A 25,227-nucleotide genomic window follows, 5' to 3' on the forward strand; every position below is an offset into this window, starting at 1 on the left:
ACTGTCAAATACGTTTTCCTGACAAAATTCTGAAAAAAAGTGATCAGGTATAGCTACCAGTCTGTTTATGGGTTTAGATCAAACTGGCAAACTTAGGTTATTGATAAAATAAAAAAATGTCTTCAAGAATATTTGTTTGTCAATGTAAATTCTTGCAATAAACATGAGTTAAAAGGCAATTGTAAAGGTTATTGGCGTTTACATATTCCACATAACCATGTCGTGATTTATGCTATTGAAGGAACTAAACCAAACAGATCTGCAACAGTTCTTAAGATTATGACTGAAAAAGAGTATCACAATTGGATTAAGTCTTGTTAGAGACCTAATCTTTTTTCAACGACTGAAAGCTTAGAACCAGGCTCTTTCCTTAATCTTTCCAGCTCCTCGACGGCGGCACATTTTTTGACCGGTTTTAATTCCCGCTCTAAAGTCTTGCTTATTGATTCCCTGCCTTTTTTGCGGGAAAGTATTTCATTGTATATTGAATCTGAGATCTTTATTTCCTGCATGTATATCTTATCTGTTATCTGAAAAGAAATAATTTTTGTGGTAGCTACAATTTTTCCTTTTAAGGATAAAATTTTCAGCTGATGGGCAAGGGCCTTTAGTCGCATAAGACAAACAAAGTTTTGTATCATTTAACCTTTAAAACCTGAAATTCTTTTTTAGCGCTTAAAAAGTTTTGATATTCTGCATAAAATTCTTGAAACTCAGGATTTTCATTAATATAATCAATTGCCTCATTGATTTTTTTATTTGTTCCCAATTCATCTTCTTTTGTTAGAGGAAAGCCGCATTTAGAACAGAATACAGAATCCGGTGCATTGATATAATGACAATGACCACAGGCGATAACCGTTAAAGGATTTCTCTTTATGCTTTCTTTCTCTTTAATGCCTGCCCTTGCTAAAAATTCATGGTCTATATCTGTTTCAGACAAAGAAACATATGTTGCAAACATTTCTGTATTGAGATTTCCCCACATTGATTTTTTTATAATTGATTCCTGGTAATTTTGCTGTATCAGATGTGTAATTCTGCTATGTCTGAAAATATGAGGATTCACATTTTTTTTAATGCCCGCTCTTTCTCCAAGTCTTTGAAGAATCCTTACAACAGCATCATATTTTATTGCTGTATAATCATGAAAGTCTGTAAAAACCGGCATTTCATCATTTAATTTTTTGGTGTAATTCCTTTTCCAGTTTGCCAGATATTCAACAGACATTGTTAAGCGGCTATATCTGTATTTTTTTGTTTTCTGGTCGTCAATATACAGTTTTGCTCCCAAATCATCAAAGACAATATCTTTCCACCTGAAGCGGCCAAGTTCACCGACTCTTACACCTGATTTATATAATACCGTAATCAAAGCACGATCACGCGAATTAAACCACAATCAGCCTTTGTTAAGATGTTCTTTTCAAAAACACTTCGTATTGTTTTTTAATAATCATAAATTATGCAATACTTGTAAAATAGCGGATTTTTAGTGTCAGACATATCAATCATTTGCCATGAAAATCACTTTGTGATTTACATGAAACTGTTGCATGAAAAATTAGTTTATGAACGTTTTTTTAAAAAACCCATATATGCAGGAACTGCACAGGGCTTCAAAACAAAAATGACTTTATGCTGTCGACGGGATCCGAACCCGCGACCTCCAGATATCTCAGATATCAAAGCGCCCCGAAATGTGCTCAAAAACCCTATGAGTCTGGCGCCCTAACCGACTAGGCCACGACAGCACTATTTTTTTTGTCAGCCGGTTTGGTGCACACAAAGTGCATAATTAAAACGACGGATTCTTTATTAAATCTTATGATATCAGTCTGGATTTTTCTCCACTTCTGCCAAAAATATTCATATCATAATTTAAAATCACTATTCAGTTCAGCTTCAAGTTCCCCGGAAACATTTTTTAGAATCTCTTTTCTTTTTGAGTCAGATATATTCTTTTCAGCTAAATTAAGCATTTTTAACCCCCGTTCACCACTTTTAAAAATGCCTCTCTTCGCTTCAGAACAAACCTCAGGGCTTTCATCAAAAAGAGCTGCTATTAATTCTAAAAGAGCCTTTTGAGAGTTAATATCTGAGAGGACCCTTACTGCATTAAGCCTTTTATTTGGATTTTTGCTCTTCATCAAAACCTTAAGGGCACCTAAAGCATTCTGCCCCTCATGTTTTAAGCCGGTCCAGTTTTCATTCACAATATACTTTTTAATCCTTTCATTCTGCTCAATTCTCATTATTATCCAATCAACAGCATCTGCATCTTTTAAATCCGACATACTTTCATATTTTTTTTGCAGTTCTAAAAGTGCGCTCTCTCCGGACTTTATAAGATATGCTTTTGCAATATCAGACACAACACTGCTCTTATCAAAAAGAGCCTCAATTAAAAAGGGCACAGATTCAGGTGCATTTATCTTTCCAATAGTTCTTACAGCATTAACTTTAATGTCCTGACTAATGTCTTCACCATTATCAGACAATAAATCGGACAGATAAGCAACAGCACCTGCACCTTTTCTTTCAAGCGCATCCCATTTCCCGTCTGCAATGAATGATTTAATCTGTTCTTTTTCCTCAATTTCAAAGATAATTTCATCAAGAATCTTTTTTTCGGATTCATCATCAGAATTATTGGATATTTTTCTTAACTGCGGCAAAACAAAAGATCCTTTATTCATTAAAGCCTCTTGTGATTCAAGCGCAATTTCATCATCCATATCAAAAAGAGCAAAAGCAAGAGACTTTATTGATTTCTCACTGTTAATTTTGATTATACACCTTAAGGCATCCTTTCGTTTTACAGAAAATAAATCACCCAAAATCTCTTCAAGCGGTCTAAGTGCTGTTTCACCATCATCCAAAACTTTATCCCAGTCGTTTTTTGCGATATGGAAATATACAAGATCGGTTTTTTCTTTTGGAACAACGCCTGCCTGTTCAAGACACCTTGCCGCAGTCTCCTTGTATGAATCTTTCTTATCACTTTTTAAAGCCTCAATTAGAGGTTTTGAGGCGCTCTTTCCATAAGCCTTTACTGCCAAAACTGAGGCCTCACGGATATTTTCCTCAGGGTCTTCAAAAAGGGATATAAAAACATCAATAGCTCTTTTATCATTTAAACCGGAAAGGCCCTTTACTGCTTCAAAACGCACTTCCGGGTTTTTGTCAAGAATTGCATAATTTAATATGTCAAATACTCTCTTATCAGAAGTCTTTGTAAAAGACTTAACAAAGATTTTTTTAACCTCAGAGTCTTTTTCGGTGTATATCCTGTCATAAAGAGCATTAACTCCTTCTTTATCATCAATTTCAGCAATCTTTTCGGCAGACAAAATTTTAAGATCAGAACTTCCGTAATTTAAAAGTCTGATAAGACCACGAATTCCGGGTCTGCCGATTTTAATTAAAATATCAGCAATAATATCCCTAAATGCCCTGTCAGCATTTCCAAGATAGCTTATTAAAGGTTCAACTGCAGGATCACCAATCTTTACAATTTTTCCAAAGTTCTTCTTCCTCTCAGTCTTATCATCACTTTTAAGGCCGACAATAAGCCTCGACACCTCCATTGCAATCTTCTTTTTAAGCTCAAGTTCTTTTTAATGATATCATCAATTTCATTTTGAGTAAGCTGTTTTTTAATATCCTTTGCGACTTTCTCCTCCTTATCAGAAGATGCATGATTGATTAAAGAATCAATTTCATCCTGTGTAAGCTTTTTTCCAAGAAGCTGGGTTGTCTTTTTGTTTTCAACATAAACAGATTTATGTAAAAGCTCATCAATCTCTGCCTGTGACAGCTTTTTGCCAAGCAGTTTTGAAGTATCCTGCCCGCGGGCTGATCTTGAATTTCTGATTAACTCATCAATCTCTTTTTGATCTAACTTTTTATTTAATAATCCAAGTGCATCAGTGTCATTTGCATTAAGAATTCTGTCCAAAAGCCTGTCTATTTCATAAAGACTTAATTTTCTTCTTAAAAGCTCGGCTGTTTCATGACTATATTCACGAATTTTCTCCCGCCCTTTTTCTATCGTTCTTTCAGTGAATATATCAAGAACAGTCCTTGCATTTCTTACAATCTCCTCATCTTCGTCTGACAGAAATTCTTTTACAAACGGAACAATCTTCATATCCTTCGTTTTTGAAAGAACACTTAGCATACCAAGTTTTTCCATTTTTGTTCCCTGAATACTTACGCGATGAACCTCCATCATCAAAAAATTGAACATAAAATTTGTGAATTTTAAAAGTGCGGTCATGGACTCATTTCTGACTGCCTCGGAAGTGTCATTAAGCGACCTTGTCGCATATGGAATGCCGGATGGATCACTAATCTCTCCCAGTGCAGTTAAACAGGATATTCTTACCAATTCATTTGGATGAAAAATCATATTCTGAATATGAGGAATGGCCTGATTACCCATTTTTGCAACCGCATCAGCGGATTCAAATCTTACATTTGCATCAGGGTCTGAAAAATGCCGGACCAAAACAGGAATTGTTGTTGCATCCCTGAGCTTTCCAAGTGAATAGGCACAAGCACGCCTGATTAATTCATCTTCATCCTCTATCTTTTCAGTTAACTTTGAAACTGCATTTCTCTCGTATATCTCACCAAGTGCCTCTATTGCGGCTATACGAATACTTTCATTCTCATCATCGGTTAAAAGCAGAAAAATATCTGAGGATTTCCTTCCAAATTTTTTCAGACTGTCAATTGCAACCACTCTTACTACTGAATCCGTATTAGAAAGGGCTTTTGAGAAAACTTCAGCCATATCCAAACCAAATGATGACAATAAAAGTTTTTCTTTCCAGTAATCGGGAGAGTTTAATTCATAATTGCTTTTATCTCCATTTAAAAATTCATCTCCATTTTTCTCTTCACTCTTTGCCTTTTCTTCCCTGATATATGTCAGTGCCTCATATGCACCATTTCGAATTGCTTCATCTTTGTCCTTTGAAGCATTTTTTATAGCATCTATACCCGGCTCTCCAAGAGAATATAATAGTTTAAAAGCATTTTCACGTCTTTCGAAGAAATCATCACCAAGAAATTCAATTAAAGAGGGAATTGCCTTTTCGCCCAGCCTTTCAACTTCCCTGTAATTTCCGCGAAGCATCAGGGAAAATATTTTTTCAGTGTATTTTTGCGGTTTCCAGCCTGCTTTTTCAAGTGACCAGGCGGCTTCAACCCTTACATCAGGGTCAGGGTCATTCATGCACTGAACAAGAACCGGATATAATGAAACTGCTCTTTTTTCTGCAATTGCTGATATGGCAGAAAGTCTGACACTGCTGTTTTTATCATTTAGGAGATGCATTAAAAGCGGTATTGTGCTCTCTCCCTCAATTTTGGCAAGAACAGAAGCTATTTTTGACTTCATGTCAGAATCTGCAATTTCTATTCCAAATTTGAGCGCTGGAACTGCAAAAGGCCCCAGTTTTCCAATTGCAGTCCAGTCTTCTTTTACCAGATAATAAAATGCCATCTCAGCATTGTTTGACGATTTCCAATTTACTGCATCCAGTGATTTTACAGCCTGTTCACGAACTTCTTTATCGGTGTCATTAAGAAGATTAAGAAGAATAACAGATGAATTTTTATCATTTCTGCCAATGTATTCCAATGCAAGAGCAACACCCAGCTTTGATTTTTTATTGTTGTCTCTGGCCAAAGCAGTCAGTGATTCATAAACAGGAACTCCCTGTCTTGCCATATGCCCGATGGTTCTTGCGGCTCCGTCTTTTGCGTTGTCACTGCCGGATTTTAGGAGATTTAAAAAAGTATTCAGACTTTCTTTGTTTTCTTTACTAATTGAGCCAAGTACTTCAGCCGCTCCTGCACGAACCTGTTCGCTACTGCTATTAAGAGCTTTTAGAAGCGGAACTGATGCTTTGTTTCCAGCCTGTTTAAGTTTTTTTATCGCCTCATTTCTTTCTTTTTTGCCGGAAGAATTAAGAGATGAGATTAAAAAATCAATTTCTTCCACGATTCATAAAACCTTCGACTTGTATTTTATCTAATTTGAGTCGTCTTTTTTATATATTTGTATTTATTCGTTATTTCCAAACTTTATTCTGCGAATCCAGCTTGAAAATCATATTTGATATGCTATGAAAATTACTTCGTAACTTACATGAAACAGTTAGCATGAAACCTTTTTTTTCATGAACGTTTTTTTAAATCACCCTTATATTCACATGAAAGGTTTCATTAAAAGAAATATTAAAAAAAATGACTCTTCGCCATATTTCTGATCACCCTAATTTGGAATTGATTTGTCGCGATGTACACAATATCCCCGGGAACCGGAGGGGCTTGCCCCCCTCCGGTGACCTATCGTAAGCGGGGTGGGTTTAAGGGAGGGGCCTGTCCCCTCCCTTGCTAATAATCGATTATCTTTGATTGTCTTCCAGTCAAGGCCAGTAACCTAAGAAACTGATGAAATCTTCCATATCAATAATCTTAAAAGCCCACAAATGAGAACATAGATGTGAATGCAGAAATGCATTCCCTCCATTTGTAATGTTTATTGGACATATCATCACAATTTGAGGTTATTCTCTAAGTTGTTTTCTTTTTGGATAGTCCTAACTTTCAGAAAGATGGAGAAGAACCAAAAAAATATAAAAAAATTAAAAACAGATTTTAAATGAGATTTTTCAGGTTTTTTATTCATTTAACCTGTATCCTTTTTTTACTTGTTTTTTGTACAATTTTCTTTTTTATATTTATTTTTGAGAACTCTTATTTTTTTAACTTTTATTTTTTTCTTAATTTTACATTCCAATGTATTTACTTGGAACTTTTATCTCAATCTTATAGGACTTGAGCATATTTGGATTGATAATAAAGTAATAATTTCCTGAACCCTCATAGAACCTGTGCTTCCAGATGTATTCGTTTAGGTTTTCACGTGATATTACATCTTCATCCAAAACCAATTCTTTTTCTGTTCCAAATTCAACATCTTCAGGTTCATCCTCACTAAGACCTCCTGTTACAGGCAGGACTTTGGGAATCGGCCCTTCAGTTCTGGAATTTAAGATATATATAAGGCCACTTGGTTTATCGGCATCCATCACCTGGATATTTATCGAAGGAACAATATAATACTGATTTTCAACATCAACTCCAGTGCTTTCACCCTGACTTGAGACAATTCCTTCAACATCTCCACCGCCTCCGTCACTTCCATAAAGCTCTTCTGCACGCTTCAGTGCTTTAAGACCCTCATTATATTCCTGAAGAGAGATTAGTCCGATATTGTACCGGTTTTTAAGATCATCCATCGCGGCTGTGTAGTTATAGCTTGGCTCAGAATCAGTTCCGCCAACATCACCAATACTCTCAAGACTTACCTCTATTTCCCAATACGGGAATGGAATATTGATAACCTGTGTCGTAGCATCCCACTGCCCGTCTATTACTGCATAAGTTGTAAAGGAATTATCTTCTGCCTCTTCATATCCGGGCATTCTGAATCCATAATCCTTCAACTCCGGTGACCACTGTATGTTGTATGTGGATGGATCAACAAATAAGACATTTTTTGGAGAGCCGTCCCATGCAGGAGTTGGCTGTGGAGTGGCAGATGATTTTGATAAAACCGGCGAATAAGGTGCAACAGGTGCTCCGGATGGCACAGGTATATTTGATATTGTATCTGGTTTTGATTCCGGAAGAATTGCAACAGTCTCTCCGTTAAGAATTGGTTTTACAACAACTGCAAGAATAATAACGATAGCAACTGCTGCAATGAAGAATATGAGATCCTGTTTTTGCATGAAGTTAATTAGTTAATGTTTATTTATATAGAGTTTGTTTTTGCAAAAAAGATGAAAATATTATTTCTTTAAGATGTAAAAATAAGAAATATAATAAATAAAAATTTTGATTAAAGAAAAATTAACCCATTCCTTAAGGATAGTAAAAAATCAATTTTTTAAAACCAGAAAATCTACATGAAAATCTCACTTGAAAACACATTCATCATTCATGAAATACATGTTTTATGAAAAAAACGTCATAAAAAAGATGAAGATTTTATAATTTTTATTTATCAGATCAGGTCTGAATTTTGCCTTTTACAATCGAAATTCCGGACGAGGCAGCAGAGTTGTCGGTATTGAATTCCCTAAACTGTCTCAAAGAGACTGTCAAATCTCTTGTGAATGCAAAATAACCAATTTGTGAATTTTTGCACAAATTCATAGCCATATCCATAAGTCCTCTTGGATCAGGCCGTGCTTCCCCAAGCCAGATATGGAAAATATTTCCTCCGTCAACAATAGGGAAAAAGACATGCTCAATATCCATTCTTTTCGTAAGAGAAATATCAGCGCCGGGAGTTACATGAGTCCCGTTTGTATAATAAATCGGAAGATCAAAAGTTGTTCCAATTTTCTCAAAGGCAGATTCAAGATCACCTTTTATGACCGCTTTTGCATAATTTGTAAATCTTGAGTCAATAAGATCTGCGACACTAAAACGCTGTCCGGTAGTCTCTGCAGGTGTTCTTGCAAGAGCAATTGTCATATGATGCTTTCTTGAAATCTCTTTAGCATACATTTCAAGTTCAGTCATTGCACGAACTGCCAGAACAAATGCTTCACGGCTTTCATGAATCTGAGAACCTGTGTGATGTTGAACCATCTCATTTACACCGACAATTCCGATTGTATAGACAAGCCCTTCAAGATCGACTGCTACCGGCCCTCTTTCTTCTCCGTTTGGAGAATTTGGATCTTTTGGACACTGCATTGCAAAAGGCATTCTTCCCTTTGCACGAATATTATCCATCCACCTTCTCTTTATCTTAAAGACCTCGGTTGCAACATCCATCAATTTTTTAAGCTCTGCAAAAAGCCTTTCATCATCTCCTTCGGCTTTATATGCAGCTCTTGGACAGTTGATTGAGATAACCTGCCATGAACCCATGGAGAAATGTTTTCCATCTTTGAAGTACATTTTTTCGTCAAAGTAGTCATCATCATCAGCCATTGATGAAAACTGGTACGCACAACACTGATAGCAGGAAATACCCTCACCTGCACCTCTGTATGCAGGAATCTGGTTGTCATAATATGGTGTTCCAAACTTAGATGCAAGTTCAAAGGTCATCAGATACAAATCACGATATGTCGGAATGTCCGGATTTTGCCTGTTAAAATCCTCATCCTCGTCCATAAAGTCCGGTTCAATGCTGATTTCAGGTTTTGGGAAATTAAAAGGCTTTCCCCAGTAATCCCCCTGAAGCATAACATCCATTAACGCCTTGAATAAAAGTCGGACTTCCTTTTCAAATTCTCCATATTGCCTTAAAGGCGCCTGCTTTCCATCCCAGACTTTCCCTTTGTAAACGCAGGGTTTATCACGCCAGAGCTTTGGAACTCCGGGAGATAACTGAACAGAAGAGAAGACTACCTGACCTCCGCGTGCAACCATCATCTGTGTCATTTCATAGACAAACATCTGCATATGCTGTTTTATACACTCGTAGTCTTTCCCTTCAAAATAAGGAGCAAGGAAGGTCAAAAAATTATAATATCCCTGACCACCGGCAAAGTTTGTCTGTGCACTTCCAAGAGCCTTTACAGCATGTAAAATTGCAACCTCCGGCCTTTTTGCAGGTCCAGCTACAGATGCCTTTGTTCCATTTCCATCCGGCATCAGCCCATAATAAAAGAAATACCTGAGATCCCAGTCCTGACAGAAAGGACGGGTACCAAAGTATTCAAGATCATGTATATGCATATCGCCTGATAAATGAAAATCTGCAAGTTCGGGCGGCATCTGGAGGAGATATTGTTCTTTGCTTATCTTGTCAGCCTTTTTCTTATGGGACGTTTCAGCATTTTCCTGAAGATTTGCATTGTCCTTTGCTTCAAAACCTCTTCCAACATCTATTAAATGAGCATCATAAACAGGTGTTCCAACTCTTGTTGACACATTTCTGTATGGAATTAGATCTTTCTCAAGAAGAGAGGTATTTACAATTTCACGAATCAGAGGGCCTGATAAAAATTTTAAATTTAATTTTAGTATTTTTTGTTCAACACTGAATGCGATACTTCTTGCAGTCTCCTCATCAATCGGATCTCCGCCATAAAACTCTTCAACAAGTTTTGTCTCTTCAAGAAGCTGGCGGACAATTCTGTCCCTGTCCCATTCAAGAATCAGTCCGCGTGATGTGCGGACTTTTGGGAGAGGAGATACAGTAAAGCCTTCGAGAGTCTGCTGCAGGGATTTTTTATCTTCCCGAACCATTTATCATTCACCCTTGCACAAGGTGAGGACTTCGTCTTTTACACAACCGCTTTGGAAAAGCTCTTTTGATGTAAGAAATGTTTCATTCACCTGAAGGACAGGTGCCTCTCTTACAAAGACGTTGTTTAATCGAAGTTCTGTCATATTTGCCGGTTCTGCAAGGTCAAGCTCGTCATAAGAAAAACCGTTTTCCTTAAGATAATCCTTAAGCAATTCACAGTTCGGGCAGTTTTCAAGAGAATATACAACTATTTTCAGATTATTGGACACTAAAAAAATCCCCCAATCGGTGATTGTAACTTAGTTGGTTTTGGAAAATAAAAAGTCTGTTGTTTGGACAGGATGTTTATCAATTATTCTTTTATTCAAAAGCAATTATTCTGATTTATTGAAAAATCATATCATATCAAGTGTTTTTTCCTAAATTTCAAGGTATTATTCTTCACATTTCATTCAAAAGTCATTAATAACTGCCATAAAAACGTTCATGAAATTATATTTCATGCTAACTGTTTCATGTAAGTTACGAAATTACCTTTCATAGCAATCAGACAATAACCTGAGGCAAAATTTAGATTGAAAAGTGACAATATAATAGTTAATGACAAGGGTTTTTGTTGCAATTGAACTTCCGGAATTGGCAAAGGAAAAAATATCAAAGATAGAAAAGTGCCTTTTAGATACAGATTCGCGAATAAACCCGGTAAATCCTGATTATGCACACATTACACTAAAGTTCATCGGCGATGTTGAAGATAAACAATTAGAGTCGATTAAAAAAAGTCTCTTTTTGATAAAATATTCAAAATATCATATCAATCTTAAGGGGCTTAAACTAAACAGCAAAAAATCTCCACGTATTGTATGGATTGAAGGATATGACAATAAAGAAACAACAATGCTTGTTGAAATAATAGAAGATGCTCTTTATCCTCTTGGAATAGAAAAAGAAAACCGCTCCTATAAGCTCCATGCAACTGTTGCCAGAATTAAAAGATGGCACAACTCTCTTATGCCTGCCATTAAATTGTTTGAAGACGAAGAGATATGTGATTTTGAGGTTTGCGGCTTTAAGCTTAAAAAAAGCACACTTACACCAAAAGGACCAGTATATGAAGACATCCTGGAGGTTTCATTTTAATGCACCGTGAATGTGAAGAGAAAATACTTGCCAAAATCCGGCCAGAATCGGAAGAAAAGGATCAAATTTTTAAAATTGCAGATGACTTAGTCTCTGCAGTTGATAAAAGCGGGATTGCAAAAGGAATGGTTGCAGGTTCTGTTGCCAGAGATACATGGGTTTCCGGAGACCGCGATCTCGACATATTCATGCTTTTTTCACCTTCACTTCCAAGAGAAGAGCTTGAAGAAAAGGGCCTTTTTCTTGCAAGAGAGATTGCACTTTCTTTTAATGGAAAAATTGTTGAAAAGTATGCGGAACATCCATATATAAACGCAAACATCCGCGGATATGATGTTGACCTTGTTCCCTGCTACGCTGTATCAGACGCTTCTAAAATCCAGAGTGCAGTTGACAGAACTCCATTTCACACCCGCTATATGAAAGAGAAAATAGTCAGTCTTTCAGACGATGTTTTGCTGCTAAAACAATTTTCAAAATCATGCGGAGTATATGGTTCTGATCAGATGACAGGCGGATTTGCAGGATATCTGTGTGAAATTTTAATTGCATATTATGGAGGGTTTTTTGAGTGTATTAATGCCGCTTCAAAATGGCATCCGGGAATTGTAATTGATATTGAAAAACATCAGGCAAAAGAATTTGATGATCCGCTTGTTGTAATAGACCCGGTAGATCCAAAAAGAAATGTCGCCGCCTCTCTTTCAGCTACAAGAATGTATGAATTTTCAGAATATGCAAGAGGATATCTGAAAAATCCGTCATGTGAATTTTTCAGGGCAAAAAAGAGAGAGATATTCTTAAGATCTGAGTTTTCAGAAAAAATAAATGAAAGAGAAACAATTTTTTATGGAATTTCATTTGACACCCCGGGAGTTATCCCGGACGTCATTGTTCCCCAGCTTAAAAAAAGTGCCTCATCTGTAACTGCGCTTTTGGAGAGAAACAATTTTGCAATTAACCGTTCCGGCTATTTTATGGGGAATAAAAAAAGTTTATTATTATTTGAACTATTGTATGACACTCTTCCGGTAATTGAAAGGCGCCAGGGCCCTCCGGTCTGGGAAGAGGAAAATTCAGAGAAATTTATCTCAAAACACCTTGGACAGACATTTTCAGGCCCGTACATAAGAGAAGGGAAATACTATGTTGAAATAAAACGCAGACATTCAACCGCTGAAAGCCTCTTTAATTCAGATGATTTTAAGCAATCTGGACTTGGAAAGCATGTAAAAAAGTCAATACTGGATGAGTATCAGATTCTTAAAAATTCAGACTGCTGGACTGAGGAGTTTTCTGAATTTCTCTATGAGTTCATAACCAAAATCTCACCATTATCAGAGATTCTTTTAGATGCAGATAAAAAAAGATAAAAAAAAGATAATATAATATTTTGTAATTTATTAAATCAAGAATTCCCGGTTATTTTTTCATTTTTAAGGCATTCATTGGACAAATGTTTCAATGCACATTAAATTGCCATGAAAGTAAAAAATCCAGAAATAATTATCAGGTTTTTTGTGTGATGAAAAACGATATCAGTAAATGTATAGTTCCAAAGTTGTATAGTATCAAAGCCGAGATCTATATTATCTATATAGATTCTGTAGAGTAAATATATATATTAATAAAGTCTGATTTTAACTATATTCTGCAGAGATAAAATTTTAATGCAGGTTATTTAAGGTGATTTATTCATATGGAGATTAGGAAAGTCCAGGTAACAGGCGGTTCATCATATATTATTTCTCTTCCAAAGGAGTGGGTCAAAAATTCAGGCATACAGAAAAATGATCCTCTTGGATTAATTGTACAGTCTGACGGATCACTTACAATAACACCTGAAATAACCGGTAGAATGATTGAAAGAGTGAAAATATTCAACCTAAAAGATATTGACGATTCAGAAATTTTATACCGCCTTTTAATTGGTGCATATGTCACAGGTTTTAATACAATAAAAATTATAACCCCGACAAGAATTCCCACTTTTGCGCATAAAGCCGTAAGACAGTTTATTCAGGCATCTGTCGGACAGGAAGTGTCAGAAGAAACCGAAAAAAGCATCACAATAAAGGATTTACTAAATCCCGGAGAGATGCCATTTGAAAATGTAATTTCACGAATGTTTGTGATAATAGACGGGATGTTAAGAGACGCTGTATTCGCCTTAAAAACACGCGACAGCTTCCTGATAGAGGATGTAATTTCAAGAGACAGAGATGTTAACAAGCTTTACTGGCTGATTTCAAGACAATACAACCTGCTTTTAAGAAACGTCTCATTATCCCGCGAAATGGGGATGAATGTTGAGATGGCGCTTCATTACCTCCAGGTTTCAAGAGTCATGGAACGTGCGGGAGATCAGGTTGTAAAAGTCGCAGAAAACGTTGAATCACTTCTTTTCGTTTCAATTGAAAAAAAAATAATGGACGAAATTCAATCTCTGACCACCGAAGTCATGGATATTTTCAACTCAGGCATCAATTCATTCTTCAAATGTGATTTGAAAAAATCCAATGAAGTTCTTTTGAATGTGAAAAAATACAACAAAAAATGCGATGAAGCGAGCCACGACCTTTTTGATATGGGAAGAAGCGGTGTAGTTTCCATAGGATACATCTTCGAAAACCTAAAAAGAATCGGAGAATACACAGGAGTCATCTGCGAGACATCAATTAACCATATTGTAATGGAAAACAATACAGATTAGAACCAAACAATTTGATTCTTATCACTCAATTTGATCCAAATCGTTTTTATCCAGATAATTTTGAAACGTACCTGATTTTACCAGACTATTATTTTAGTGATAAGTCCAAAAAATCCTCAACTATAGTCAAACCCTGTCTTTTTCAGAGAAAAACCTGATTTGTTATAAAGATTTACTATATAGATCTATATTGATTATAGTGAATCTAAATTAAAAATAGGGTGAACTATAAATATAGAATCCTTCTACTTATGATCATGACAGACGTTTCTACAATGCTACAGAGAATAAAAGATGATAAAGTAAAATTCATTCGTCTTCAGTTCTCTGACATTCAGGGACAAATAAAGAATGTTGCTATTCCTGAAGCACAGGCTGAAAAAGCAATGACTGACGGAATCTCGTTTGACGGATCGTCAATTGAAGGTTTTGCACGAATCGAAGAGTCTGATATGGTATTAAAGCCGGACCTTGAAACCTATGCTGTTCTTCCATGGAGAAAAGATATTGTTGCGGCACGATTCATCTGTGATGTATATATGCCGGATGGAACACCTTTTGAAGGCGACCCACGCTATATTCTAAAAAAGGTGCTTAAAGAAGCGGCTGACATGGGTTATACCTTCAACACAGGACCTGAACTTGAGTTCTTCCTCTTTAAGATGATTGACGGAAAACCCTCAACAGAGTTCAAAGATCAGGGGGGATACTTTGACCTTGCACCAACAGATCTTGCAGAGGATGTCAGACGCGACATTGTTCTTGCTCTGACTGACATGGGTTTTGATGTGGAAGCATCCCACCACGAAGTTGCACAATCACAGCATGAGATTGATTTCAAATACGGTGATGCTCTTAAAATGGCAGACAACGTCATTACATTCAGATTTGTTGCAAAAACAATTGCCCTTCTAAACAACCTTAATGCAACATTCATGGCAAAGCCGGTATTTGGCATAAACGGAAGCGGAATGCATACAAACTGTTCTCTTTCAAAGAATGGTGAAAACGCATTCTATGATCCTGATACACCTCTTCAGTTATCAGATGTTGCAATGCACTTTATAGCAGGTGTCTTAAGCCACTCAAAAAGCATCACACGTATTGCAAACCCGACAATAAATTCATACAAACGTTTAGTCCCGGGGTATGAGGCACCGGTTTATATATCATGGAGTGCTTCTAACAGGACGGCATTAATCCGTGTTCCGGCTCCCCGCGGCAAATCGACACGTGTTGAATTAAGAAGCCCCGATCCCACATGCAATCCTTATCTTACATTTGCCGCAATTCTGGCCGCAGGTCTTGAAGGCATGAAAAAAGAGATGCAGCCTCCGGCAGGCGCAAAACAAAACATCTTTGCACTCTCCGAAGAAGAAAGAAATCTCGCACATATCGACACTCTTCCGGGCGATCTCATAACCGCAAACAAATATTTCATGGAAGATGAACTTCTCTGTAATCTGTTTGGAAAACATGTAGTATCCGGAATTGATGATTTAGCCAGAATCGAATGGGACAACTTCAGAACAACTGTACACCCATGGGAAGTAGAACAGTATCTTTCCAGATACTAAAAAAAACCCAATATCTTTTCTTCACAATAACTCTTCTTCAAAACATCTCTTTTTTAAGACTCCAGGTCTGAACATCATAGCCCTCTGGTGATAAGCTCAAAAATGCTCTTTTATCAATGAAATTCTCACCATATAGATCTTTTTTTATCGGAAATACTAAAACTGATTCAAATACTTCCATCCTGCCAAGCTTTTTTGAATAATATGGAACACCAACATTCTGCATATAATCAGTGACAGCAAAAGGACTGTACTCATCGCCGTTATAATACAATTTAAATGAGTTCAAAGAAGGAGTCTTTACACCGTCAACTCCAAAACCGCGATAGCCAAGATGGGCAAATCTGAGTGTTACCAAAAGAAAAATCTCATCATAATCTGCCTTAATCTGCTTCACCTCACCAGTTAAAACATTCTTTGCCAGAATGCCGGATGCAAGCGTCCAGTCCTCAACTTTAAAAGAGAGATCATTGCCTCCTGATTTATCCTTATAAAAAAAGCTGTCACAAAGACTGTGTGTATCTACAAAATGATAATCATTTGAATTAATTACAGTATCAACTTCATAAGGTACAATATTCATAGTGGCGGCAAGAGAATTTAATTTTTCAAGACCCTTTCTGGCACCTTCTGATGCTCTTAGAAGTGCTTCACTATCAGAATACTCTCCAAAATACCAATAGTCAGACATTGCATCAGAAATCAGAAAAATTACATCCATCAATTCATTTTTTTTATCTTTATAGTCTTTTGATACAGAGATCTTTTTTAGTTCATTTTTAATTGTAAAAAGCCGGTTATTTAGTGCCGCCGCCGATTTTATTACGTTTTTGTAATCCCCGTCTTTGCTGAATTTGTCAATTTCATTTAGATTTTCAGCAATTTCTGTATAGGTTTTTGGAACATAATCTTTGAAATATGCATCATTTTCTATTGATTCGGTGTTCTTTTCATCATATGCCAGAGAACTGCATAATGAAGCGTCATTTTTTTCATAGAATATAATTTTGCTTTCTTTTGGTATCAATAATTCAGACCAGCCAAGACTGCAGATGTAACTGTCTTCATCATTCCATTTATCCTCATATTTTCTTTCATCTGCGGCATTAAGAGTCAATAAAATCAAATCCTCATCTGTCGTAGCATCAATAAAAAGTACAGAGACAAATCCAACATTCTCACCAAACCCACTCTTGTAAATACGGCGGATAATGTCTGTTGCAAAGGCTTCATGTGCCCAGATAGTATTTCCAAGGCGGTTTTTGTTATCCAAAAGAATTGTTATTTTTATTCCGTTTTTACGGGACAGATAATCAGGATTTCCAAGATTTGAGTCAATAATAAGAGGAAAAATTCTGGACTCAAATCCCTCAATATTATTTCCGGTTTTATTGCCTGTGGGAATTGATTCAACAAGAATTGCATAAATTTCTTTTTTTATCTCAGATTCAGAATCAGCGGATTCAACAATAACAGAGCTGTTTATCTCTTTTGAAATAAATTCTCTTATTGATTCTTCCTTTTTTGGATTTTCATCTTTTACGAGTGATAATTCATCGACTTTTGAGGATATATTAACAGGAGCATTTTTCAAACTCTGATTTCCAGTTAAAAAAAGACAAATTCTGTCTATTGTCGCATTAAAAAATTCTGAAACAGATGAATTATCAGTATTGTTTGTGACAGTATTGTAAGAATTGGATTTATTATTTGTATCATCTACATTTGTAAAGTTATTTTCTCCAATACAGCCGGCGCTGTTTGTAAATATGAATAAAATAATTATACAGATTATTCCGGATGCTAATACTTTTCTTTGTATCCAAACCCCCCCTGTTCAGATTAATTAATTCCTGATATTTACCTTTGTAAAATCACATTGTGATTTACATGGACTTTTTTACATGAAACATTTGTTTCATAAATGTTTTTTAAATTTAAGGTTTTTAAAAGGATAAAATTTATGCTTAGCCCTTATGTGACTCTTTGACTGCTTTTTTGTTCTTACCTTATTTTTTCATAACTTATTTGTTCTTAGCTTATTTTTCCTTTTAGCTAATTTTTGTTCTTAACCTATTTTTTCATAACTTATTTGTTCTTAGCTTATTTTTCCTTTTAGCTAATTTTTGTTCTTAACCTATTATTTTAATTAATTTTGTTCTTGGCCCCACATAAAAAATTTCAGATGATCTTAAATTATTAATCAAAACATTGACAATAGAATCATTGGATTAGCTAAATATATCTTTTTCTCTCTGACTCACCTGGTTTTGAGGTCTTTTTTAATCTCCCAATTAGAAATACCTGCGTATGTACTTGAGAGCCTGTATATATTTGCAAAAAATTTAATTCTGAAAGGTCTTGCCCCCTGCCTGCAAAGAGGTATTTAACATGAGCATAGATTTAAAAAAAAGTAAAAGAGCAAAGATAAAAAAATAACAATTACAGAGCATCAGGATAAAAATCATCTGACAATGAGATAACAATAAATTGTATTAATTTCATGATTAAAAATGGAAAACAGAATGAAATTTGATCACAAAGAAATTTTTATACTTTTCATCGCAGTAATGGCCGGATACATTGCCAGAAATATTTACAGCGAATTTCCATACTCACTGATAATAATGGTAATTGCAATAATTGTTGTTTATTACCTTCTTGAATATTTCCTTAAAAAATTCCATAGTACAGAATAACAGAAAGTTATTTTGTAATATTTGCATTAATAAAGTATTATGCCTGAAAATAATTTCCTTAAAGATTTTAGCCGGATTTTTGAAGAAAAATCAAAAATAGATGAAAATAGTTTATTAGATCCTTTAGGATTTATCATCGGCGGTGAAATCAAAAAAAGCAGTGATTTTATTGATGTCATCTATCCCTATACAGATGAGAGATTTGCATCAGTATATTCTGCATCAGAATCAGACGCAGAAGATGCTATTATTTCATCCCAAAAAGGTTTTTTGAAGACAAAAAAATTAAAATCCTATCAAAAACGCCGAATTCTGGAGAAGCTGTCTGATTTAATCTGTGAGCACAAAGATTTATTTGTCGAAATTTTAATAAAAGAAGGAGGAAAAGTCCGTGATCTTTCATCAGCAGAAGTTGAAAGGGCAGTTGAGACAATAAAAATATCAGCTGAAGAATCTGTACGAATGGACGGTGATATTATCTCACTTGACAGAACAATTCAGGGAGAAGATCACACAGGACTAATAAGACGGTTTCCAATCGGAACTGTACTTGCGATAACTCCGTTTAACTATCCCTTAAATCTTGCATGCCACAAAATAGGCCCGGCAATTGCCGCCGGAAATTCATTTATTCTAAAACCGGCTTCAAAGACACCACTATCTGCACTTCTTCTGGGGCATCTTTTAATAAAAACCGGATACCCAAAAGATGCTGTTAATGTTATTCCATGCAGTTCGAAAACTGCTGAAAATATGGTAACTGATGACAGAATTTCATATTTAAGCTTCACCGGCAGTCCTGCTGTCGGGTGGCATTTAAAATCGGTTGCAGGAAGAAAAAAGGCAGGTCTTGAATTAGGTGGAAATGCGGCTGTAATAGTCCATTCTGATGCAGATTTAAATTACGCCGCAGAAAAAATCACAACCGGTGCTCTTGCAAACGCAGGTCAGGTATGCATCTCCGTTCAGAGAATATTTGCGCATAAAAAAATCTATGAAGAGCTTCTTAAAAGCTTAAAAGAGAGATTTGAAAAAGTAATTCCGGGCGACCCAGAGAGATCAGGAGTGATGCTTGGACCGCTAATTTCAAAAGATGCATTAAAAGAAGCCTTATCTAAGATTGATGAAGCAGAACAAAATGGTGCAAAGATTTTGTGCGGAAAAAAATTTGAGAATAATTTCTTATATCCCACACTTATATCAGATGCATCTATTGAATTGGCTGTCAGCCAAACAGAGATATTTGCACCTGCAGCAACAATTTCGCCCTACAATACCCTTGAAGAGGCAATTGAGAAGATAAATAACTCACCCTTTGGCCTTCAGGCCGGAATTTTTACAAAAGATATTGGAAACATCAGATTTTTTTATGAAGAAACATATGCCGGCGGGATCATAGTCAATGATATTCCTACATACCGTGTTGACTGTATGCCCTATGGAGGTGTGAAAATGTCAGGTTCAGGCAGGGAAGGTCCGCGCTATGCAATCAGGGAAATGACTGAAGAAAAACTTCTTGTGATTAATAATCCCTAAATTAATGCCTGAACACTTTAATAAATAATACCTGAATTTAAGGTTCAGATGTCTTTACAAGTATTTCTGATGCGACATCGTTTAAAAGGACAATTTCATTTTTTTCATCTTTTTTATTGCTGAGGGAAATAACTGTAATTTTTTCATCCCTTCCGGATATAGATTTTATCTCTGTTCCAACTGCAATTCCCATACACTCAAGCTCATTTTTAAATCCATAAATGCTCTCTATTATTCCACATTCATATTTTTCAAGCTCTGATACTTTTTTTTTCATAGATATACCTAAAAGTTCATCAAAATTCATCAAAGTTCAGATATCAGTTTATGGTGTCCTCAATAACAACAATTGCTCCATAGTTGTATGGCTTGTCAGGCGAAAAAGAGCCCTGTGTTGAATCTGTTGGAAGTTTGGCGACTGCTGATTTCTTGTTGTTTGGATAAACAGTTGTCAGAACATTCTTATAGGGTATTTTTGCCGCAATTACGTCCTCCTTTGTCCTGGGATTGAATGATGCAGAAACATCTGCGTAATTGTATGCAAATATTGTTGACATTAAGACCATACCAGAACCTGTGGCTCCAAATTGATTTGTGCTGTCATACTTTACTGTAACCACAAGGGTGTTGCTTATAGGATCCGATGCATTAACAGTAATTTTTGTTGAATAAATTCCATCACCAGTTACAAGTACAGGCTCAGTTACTGCATACTGCTCTTCTGTAGGTGTCAGAGTCTGCGTGTATGCGGGTGTTTGTGATTGTGTTTCAGGAACAATTTTAGTACTGTCAGATGTACAGCCTGAGAGAAATACAAGTCCTGTTGCCAACAACAGTATCAGGAAAAATGAATGTTTCATATATGTAAAAATGAATTGAAATTTAAAAAAATTATCGGATTGCCTGCATCATCACTGACGCGTAAACAGGATTCCATAATTATACGGTTTGTTTAAATCGATTATCTGCCCGGATGGTGATTTTGAGATCTCAATTTTGTCAGGATACACATTTTTTGGATATAAGTGGATGTTTCTTGACTGATACGGCACACCTGAGTTTATTATGTCCTGGATACTTTTTGGATTGAAATCAGATACTTTGTCAGTGTTGTATGCAAATGCTGTAACAATAAATTTCCATCCATCCTGATTTGATTTTGAATCTGTCGCTTTTGAATCAAGAGTGTAGTAAACAAGAACTGCTGTGTTTTCATTAACAGGCTTTGCTTCATGTGTTATGATGATTTCATCCGGCATTTCACCTGCTTTTAAAATTAAAGGTTCTGATATAACCTTTAGGGTCTCAGTCGGAGTAATTGTCGTTACAGTTGTAGCCGGCTCTGCAATATATGTGCTGTCAGTAGACGTACAACCCGTTAGAACTACAAAAAATGTCATTACTGCGAGCAGTAATATAAATTTTAGATGTTTCATTTTCAAGCCTCCTTTAAGTACTATTATTGTTAGTCATTTTGGTTATATTTTTTAGTTATTAGGTTAATCTACATTGTAAGGTTAAGTATGAGCAAAAATGAATATCCAACAGCCAAAATTGACGGCAAAGATGTACCATATGATCCCGAACAGCTTAGAAAAATAAATGAACATCCCTGCTATAGTGAAAAAGCCTGCCACACCTCCGGCAGAATGCACCTTCCTGTAGCACCAAAATGCAACATCCAGTGTAATTATTGTGTTCGTGATTTTGATTGTGTAAATGAAAGCCGCCCCGGTGTTTGCAGTACTGTATTAAAGCCTGAAGAGACGCTTGAACTGGTAGAAAAGGCCTTAAAGCAGTTTCCATATATAAAAGTTATAGGTATCGCAGGTCCGGGAGAACCTCTTGCAAATGAAGAAACCTTTGATACATTAAAACTCTTAAAAGAAAATTACCCGACACCAATTAAATGCCTGAGTACCAACGGCCTTCTTCTTCCTGAAAAGATTGATGAACTTGAAAAATATGGTGTTGGCAATCTGACAATTACGCTAAATGCAATTGACCCTGCTATCGGAGAAAAGATTTATTCATTTGTTGAATGGGAAGGAAAAAAGCTTCATGGAAGAGAAGCGGCAGAAAAACTTCTTTCGCAACAGCTTAAAGGCATAAAAATGGCTATAGACAAAAAGATGCTTGTAAAGATAAATACAGTCTATATCCCCGGCATTAATGATCACCATATTGTTGACATTGCAAGAAAAGCAGGAGAGATGGGAGTTTTCACATACAATCTTATTCCCGTAATACCGCAGTACAAATTCAAGGATATTGTACCTCCTACTCTTGCAGAGAAAAAGAATATGCAGGATAAATGCTCGCCTTATGTCAAACAGATGAGACATTGTCAGCGGTGCAGATCAGATGCAATTGGAAAACTGGGCCAGGATGTTCAGGGTTGCCTTTACAGTAAAGAATAAAAAAAATATGAAACAATTATCTTATGCATAAATTTCATATAAATCACAACGTGATTTTAATGAAAACGTTCATGAAATTATATTTCATGTAACTTTTTATGTATGATACGAAGTAACTTTCATAGCAACTTAAATTTTTATACAATCATCAATTATTTTAGACAGATTTTTTATTATTGCCGGAAATTTCAGATATTTTAAAATCAGAAACGGATTTTTATTATTTTAAACCAGAACTGATAACTATGTCGTTTTTAAATCTGGAATAAAAGAACGGCAATTCCAATAAAAATCAATATTGCCCCCATTGCAATCTTCATTATTTTTTTATTAGTTATACGGAATCTGTCGATGACTTTTGGTGACATGCCAAAATATACTGCGACTGTTATCAGAATCAGCGGAAGAATAAAAAAGAAATTGTACAATATAAGATATGGCAACCCCTGGTATAATGTCATCTCTGACGAAATCAGGCTGATAACTGCAAGATATATTCCCCCGGTGCATGGAAGCTCAAATATTCCAACCATCAATCCAAGAATGAAAGCTACAGGAATTGAAATATTCCTGCTTGTTTTTCCTAATTTATCTTTGAAATTTTTTGGTATTGAAAGTGAAAGAGAAGAATTTTTTAAAATTCCATCAGAGATATTTATGATACCTGCAAATATTGCAATAATTCCGGCAAATATTCCAAAGTAATATGTAATTCCGGAAATCCGGACAAAACTCATAAGTCCGACACCGGCCAGGATATAAAACAAAAAAACAGCAAATATGTAGAAAACGCCCGTCACCAGCAGATTTATTCGTGATTTTGCTGATAAAAGTGATATTAAAAGAAATATTAAAACGGCAAAAGCGCATGGGTTAATTCCATCAATCAGACCTGCAACTGCAACTATTAATATAGTTATTTCATCTGAATTTTTTGATTTAATTTCTTCCTTCTCTTCACCATTGTCTGTCCATTTTTTTTCATATTCAATGTCAGGTATGGCACCGGAGTCAAGCGCTTTTAGGACATCTTCTAAGTTTTCATTTATAGAAAAGGTGCCTTGCAGGACAACACTGTCTCCTGCAAAAACTATAGGGTATGCAGGATATGAAATCCCATAATAGTCCGCATAATCATATAAGAGCGTTAGATTTGCGGTTGAATCATACGTATCATAGAACTCTGTCGTAACTTTTGGGTACTTCTTATTAATCTCTTCAATTGTTGGAATTGCCCTGTGGCATGCACTGCAGTATTTATTGTAAAAAACAGTAATTGTTGTATTTGAAACGCCTGAATATTCATGACCGGAAAAAAATTCATCATCTGCAGAATCAGCAGATCCTAAAGCAGGCATTAATCCGGCAAGGAAAAAAAGGCAAATAATCGCAATTGTTGCTCTTTTACAATTGAAAAGCATTTTGTTAATATTTGTTCGACTTTTATTTAAGCATTGATTATTTTATAACTACAGTCTGAGAGTATGCTTTTTGCTATAAAAGTCAAAATTCCTGATAGACTTATCATCACTTTTTGTGTGATGAAAAAAGCTCATCATGTGCGTTTGCTATGAAAGTCAAAAATTCCTGATAGACTTATCATCACTTTTTGTGTGATGAAAAAAGCTCATCATGCGGGTTTTACATGAAAGTTACTTCGTAACTTACATGAAACCGGTGCATGAAATATATTTTTCATGGACGTTTTTAGAGAAAATTATCCATGAATTGATATCTCATGCAACATTTTCATAGCAGATCATGTTTAATGAAAAAAAATTCATAGCAATTACGAAATAACTTTCATAGAAAGACTAAAATTAAATTCTGTTTCATTGAATATTTATTGTCAAAATTGTCAGATAATAAGCTTCATTAGTCACTTTAATCTTCAATCCTTCACAATTTTTAGCAGTTTAAAATAGTCAATCGCTTAAAAAATCGTTAGTTATAAAAAAAAGTCAATCGTTTAAAACCGGAAAAAAATTAAAATTTTGAATCTTTAAATTCTTCTTTAATCTTTGGCTTCGTAGACATTTTTCAGGTAATATGCAATGAATACCCAGACCAGTGGTGTAACAATAATTCCTACTATCATTCCAAGGAACGGGATAAAGTTCAGTGCTGAAACAATAAGAATATAGAGAACAAGGAGAATCCATAAAAGAACACAGTAGCCTATATATCCAAGCCATCCTGCGCCACTGCCAATCGTTTTTGTAATTTCACCAAAGTTGAACGCTTCTCCAATCTTGTTTGTTTTTCCAAGGCGCACAAGACCCATGAACATGAAAAGAGCCATAATAAGCATTACAACACCGGTTATTGCAATACCGGTGAAAATGCCGAATAATGCCATTAACTCTTCGGGATTTCCCAAAGCCACGGCTCCCAAAACAGGAACCAGTGCAAAAAGACCAAATACAACTGCAATGATTATTGCCGGAATCATATAAAGCAGGCAGACAATGTTGAACTTCCAGCCATCAACAAACATTTTGCCCCAGCTGTCAATTTCAGGCGCTTTATTATCTGCTGAAAAAATTCTTAGAATATAACCGTTTAGAAGTGGAACAATTCCAAATGTAATGCTCTGAATAAGAGAGCATACAATCAATAAAATCCACTTTGTCCATTCTCCTACAAAGCCCTCACCAGTGCTGGAAAATGCTTTGCCAATAATATCTTTACCCATAATTTCACCAATCTATAAATTAGATTTTTAAACATGCATCTTCTTTAGATTTAAGATAATCGGCTTGTATCTGAAAAAAATATCTGGAAAAAAGAAAAAATTTTATTTTTTGATAATTTACCATGAAAAAAAAAATTCTGATTTTCATGA

At 35.6% G+C, this 25,227-nt stretch carries 21 protein-coding genes and 1 tRNA gene; 8 read left to right on the forward strand and 14 right to left on the reverse strand.

Going from position 1 to position 25,227, the window contains the following annotated elements:
- The first annotated feature begins 108 nt into the window (after positions 1 to 108).
- A complete protein-coding gene (locus tag L1994_RS06520) occupies positions 109 to 321 on the forward strand; it encodes a type II toxin-antitoxin system mRNA interferase toxin, RelE/StbE family (RefSeq protein WP_278100820.1) in 213 nt (70 codons plus the stop codon).
- On the opposite strand, the gene L1994_RS06525 is transcribed toward L1994_RS06520, so the two are convergent.
- The 8 genes from L1994_RS06525 to L1994_RS06560 all read right to left on the reverse strand — a co-directional run bounded on the left by L1994_RS06525 (position 318) and on the right by L1994_RS06560 (position 10,566).
- Positions 318 to 641 (reverse strand): hypothetical protein, encoded by a 324-nt coding sequence (locus L1994_RS06525; protein ID WP_278098652.1) that lies wholly within the window; start codon positions 639 to 641, stop codon positions 318 to 320. The genes L1994_RS06520 and L1994_RS06525 overlap by 4 nt on opposite strands.
- A complete protein-coding gene (locus L1994_RS06530) occupies positions 638 to 1,402 on the reverse strand; it encodes a site-specific integrase (protein ID WP_278098653.1) in 765 nt (254 codons plus the stop codon). The genes L1994_RS06525 and L1994_RS06530 overlap by 4 nt, the downstream gene beginning before the upstream one ends.
- A 237-nt stretch (positions 1,403 to 1,639) precedes the next feature.
- A tRNA-Met gene (locus L1994_RS06535) sits at positions 1,640 to 1,754 on the reverse strand.
- A gap of 120 nt (positions 1,755 to 1,874) precedes the next feature.
- Positions 1,875 to 3,590, reverse strand: coding sequence for a HEAT repeat domain-containing protein (locus L1994_RS06540; RefSeq protein ID WP_278098654.1), 1,716 nt, complete (start codon positions 3,588 to 3,590; stop codon positions 1,875 to 1,877).
- Positions 3,512 to 6,016 carry a HEAT repeat domain-containing protein gene (locus L1994_RS06545; RefSeq protein WP_278098655.1) on the reverse strand — a complete coding sequence of 835 codons (2,505 nt, stop codon included), beginning with the start codon at positions 6,014 to 6,016 and terminating at the stop codon, positions 3,512 to 3,514. The genes L1994_RS06540 and L1994_RS06545 overlap by 79 nt, the downstream gene beginning before the upstream one ends.
- A 790-nt stretch (positions 6,017 to 6,806) precedes the next feature.
- Positions 6,807 to 7,814 carry a hypothetical protein gene (locus L1994_RS06550; RefSeq protein WP_278098656.1) on the reverse strand — a complete coding sequence of 336 codons (1,008 nt, stop codon included), beginning with the start codon at positions 7,812 to 7,814 and terminating at the stop codon, positions 6,807 to 6,809.
- 280 nt (positions 7,815 to 8,094) lie between these two features.
- Complete coding sequence (gene nrdD, locus L1994_RS06555) at positions 8,095 to 10,296, reverse strand: anaerobic ribonucleoside-triphosphate reductase (RefSeq protein ID WP_278098657.1); 2,202 nt, start codon at positions 10,294 to 10,296, stop codon at positions 8,095 to 8,097.
- A gap of 3 nt (positions 10,297 to 10,299) precedes the next feature.
- On the reverse strand, positions 10,300 to 10,566 hold the full coding sequence (locus L1994_RS06560; protein ID WP_278098658.1) for a glutaredoxin family protein: 267 nt from the start codon (positions 10,564 to 10,566) through the stop codon (positions 10,300 to 10,302).
- A gap of 331 nt (positions 10,567 to 10,897) precedes the next feature.
- Here L1994_RS06560 and thpR point away from each other — a divergent pair, with 331 nt between their 5' ends.
- From thpR to glnA, 4 genes are all read left to right on the forward strand, one after another.
- Positions 10,898 to 11,437, forward strand: coding sequence for an RNA 2',3'-cyclic phosphodiesterase (gene thpR / locus L1994_RS06565; protein ID WP_278098659.1), 540 nt, complete (start codon positions 10,898 to 10,900; stop codon positions 11,435 to 11,437).
- Positions 11,437 to 12,810, forward strand: a complete 1,374-nt coding sequence (gene cca / locus L1994_RS06570) for a CCA tRNA nucleotidyltransferase (protein ID WP_278098660.1) — start codon at positions 11,437 to 11,439, stop codon at positions 12,808 to 12,810. The genes thpR and cca overlap by 1 nt, the downstream gene beginning before the upstream one ends.
- A 326-nt stretch (positions 12,811 to 13,136) precedes the next feature.
- Positions 13,137 to 14,150, forward strand: coding sequence for a phosphate signaling complex PhoU family protein (locus L1994_RS06575; RefSeq protein WP_278098661.1), 1,014 nt, complete (start codon positions 13,137 to 13,139; stop codon positions 14,148 to 14,150).
- Between the two features lie 257 nt (positions 14,151 to 14,407).
- The gene (gene glnA / locus L1994_RS06580) at positions 14,408 to 15,727 is read left to right on the forward strand and encodes a type I glutamate--ammonia ligase (RefSeq protein ID WP_278098662.1); all 1,320 of its coding nucleotides are present in this window, start codon (positions 14,408 to 14,410) and stop codon (positions 15,725 to 15,727) included.
- A 37-nt stretch (positions 15,728 to 15,764) separates the two neighbouring features.
- Here glnA and L1994_RS06585 read toward each other — a convergent pair whose 3' ends face one another.
- Complete coding sequence (locus L1994_RS06585) at positions 15,765 to 17,321, reverse strand: hypothetical protein (RefSeq protein WP_278098663.1); 1,557 nt, start codon at positions 17,319 to 17,321, stop codon at positions 15,765 to 15,767.
- Between the two features lie 931 nt (positions 17,322 to 18,252).
- Here L1994_RS06585 and L1994_RS06590 point away from each other — a divergent pair.
- Positions 18,253 to 18,426: a hypothetical protein gene (locus L1994_RS06590; protein WP_278098664.1), complete on the forward strand. Its 174-nt coding sequence runs from the start codon at positions 18,253 to 18,255 to the stop codon at positions 18,424 to 18,426.
- A gap of 39 nt (positions 18,427 to 18,465) precedes the next feature.
- Entirely contained in the window at positions 18,466 to 19,962 is a 1,497-nt protein-coding gene (locus L1994_RS06595; protein ID WP_278098665.1) for an aldehyde dehydrogenase family protein, read from the forward strand.
- Positions 19,963 to 19,999: 37 nt separating this feature from the next.
- Here L1994_RS06595 and L1994_RS06600 read toward each other — a convergent pair whose 3' ends face one another.
- The 3 genes from L1994_RS06600 to L1994_RS06610 are packed head-to-tail and all read right to left on the reverse strand — an operon-like array spanning position 20,000 to position 21,398.
- Positions 20,000 to 20,239 carry a hypothetical protein gene (locus L1994_RS06600; RefSeq protein WP_278098666.1) on the reverse strand — a complete coding sequence of 80 codons (240 nt, stop codon included), beginning with the start codon at positions 20,237 to 20,239 and terminating at the stop codon, positions 20,000 to 20,002.
- A gap of 43 nt (positions 20,240 to 20,282) precedes the next feature.
- Complete coding sequence (locus tag L1994_RS06605) at positions 20,283 to 20,822, reverse strand: hypothetical protein (protein ID WP_278098667.1); 540 nt, start codon at positions 20,820 to 20,822, stop codon at positions 20,283 to 20,285.
- 51 nt (positions 20,823 to 20,873) lie between these two features.
- On the reverse strand, positions 20,874 to 21,398 hold the full coding sequence (locus L1994_RS06610; protein WP_278098668.1) for a hypothetical protein: 525 nt from the start codon (positions 21,396 to 21,398) through the stop codon (positions 20,874 to 20,876).
- An 87-nt stretch (positions 21,399 to 21,485) separates the two neighbouring features.
- On the opposite strand from L1994_RS06610, the gene nifB reads away from it, so the two are divergent.
- Complete coding sequence (gene nifB / locus L1994_RS06615; protein ID WP_278098669.1) at positions 21,486 to 22,382, forward strand: nitrogenase cofactor biosynthesis protein NifB; 897 nt, start codon at positions 21,486 to 21,488, stop codon at positions 22,380 to 22,382.
- A gap of 254 nt (positions 22,383 to 22,636) precedes the next feature.
- Here the strand turns inward: nifB and L1994_RS06620 are convergent, their stop codons facing one another.
- The gene (locus tag L1994_RS06620) at positions 22,637 to 23,803 is read right to left on the reverse strand and encodes a cytochrome c biogenesis protein CcdA (RefSeq protein ID WP_278098670.1); all 1,167 of its coding nucleotides are present in this window, start codon (positions 23,801 to 23,803) and stop codon (positions 22,637 to 22,639) included.
- Positions 23,804 to 24,396: 593 nt separating this feature from the next.
- Complete coding sequence (locus L1994_RS06625; protein WP_278098671.1) at positions 24,397 to 25,077, reverse strand: DUF4013 domain-containing protein; 681 nt, start codon at positions 25,075 to 25,077, stop codon at positions 24,397 to 24,399.
- Between the last annotated feature and the right edge of the window lie 150 nt (positions 25,078 to 25,227).

Source organism: Methanomicrobium antiquum (genome assembly GCF_029633915.1).
In the GTDB taxonomy this organism is placed as follows: domain Archaea; phylum Halobacteriota; class Methanomicrobia; order Methanomicrobiales; family Methanomicrobiaceae; genus Methanomicrobium; species Methanomicrobium antiquum.

Bases quoted from the DNA above. Each gene is read 5' to 3' on its own strand.
- L1994_RS06625 (WP_278098671.1), bottom strand. From the start codon at position 25,077: ATGGGTAAAGATATTATTGGCAAAGCATTTTCCAGCACTGGTGAGGGC.
- glnA (WP_278098662.1), top strand. From the start codon at position 14,408: ATGACAGACGTTTCTACAATGCTACAGAGAATAAAAGATGATAAAGTA.
- L1994_RS06605 (WP_278098667.1), bottom strand. From the start codon at position 20,822: ATGAAACATTCATTTTTCCTGATACTGTTGTTGGCAACAGGACTTGTA.
- L1994_RS06600 (WP_278098666.1), bottom strand. From the start codon at position 20,239: ATGAAAAAAAAAGTATCAGAGCTTGAAAAATATGAATGTGGAATAATA.
- L1994_RS06575 (WP_278098661.1), top strand. From the start codon at position 13,137: ATGGAGATTAGGAAAGTCCAGGTAACAGGCGGTTCATCATATATTATT.
- L1994_RS06590 (WP_278098664.1), top strand. From the start codon at position 18,253: ATGAAATTTGATCACAAAGAAATTTTTATACTTTTCATCGCAGTAATG.
- nifB (WP_278098669.1), top strand. From the start codon at position 21,486: ATGAGCAAAAATGAATATCCAACAGCCAAAATTGACGGCAAAGATGTA.
- thpR (WP_278098659.1), top strand. From the start codon at position 10,898: ATGACAAGGGTTTTTGTTGCAATTGAACTTCCGGAATTGGCAAAGGAA.
- L1994_RS06595 (WP_278098665.1), top strand. From the start codon at position 18,466: ATGCCTGAAAATAATTTCCTTAAAGATTTTAGCCGGATTTTTGAAGAA.
- L1994_RS06525 (WP_278098652.1), bottom strand. From the start codon at position 641: ATGATACAAAACTTTGTTTGTCTTATGCGACTAAAGGCCCTTGCCCAT.
- L1994_RS06620 (WP_278098670.1), bottom strand. From the start codon at position 23,803: ATGCTTTTCAATTGTAAAAGAGCAACAATTGCGATTATTTGCCTTTTT.
- nrdD (WP_278098657.1), bottom strand. From the start codon at position 10,296: ATGGTTCGGGAAGATAAAAAATCCCTGCAGCAGACTCTCGAAGGCTTT.
- L1994_RS06540 (WP_278098654.1), bottom strand. From the start codon at position 3,590: ATGGAGGTGTCGAGGCTTATTGTCGGCCTTAAAAGTGATGATAAGACT.
- L1994_RS06550 (WP_278098656.1), bottom strand. From the start codon at position 7,814: ATGCAAAAACAGGATCTCATATTCTTCATTGCAGCAGTTGCTATCGTT.
- L1994_RS06610 (WP_278098668.1), bottom strand. From the start codon at position 21,398: ATGAAACATCTAAAATTTATATTACTGCTCGCAGTAATGACATTTTTT.
- cca (WP_278098660.1), top strand. From the start codon at position 11,437: ATGCACCGTGAATGTGAAGAGAAAATACTTGCCAAAATCCGGCCAGAA.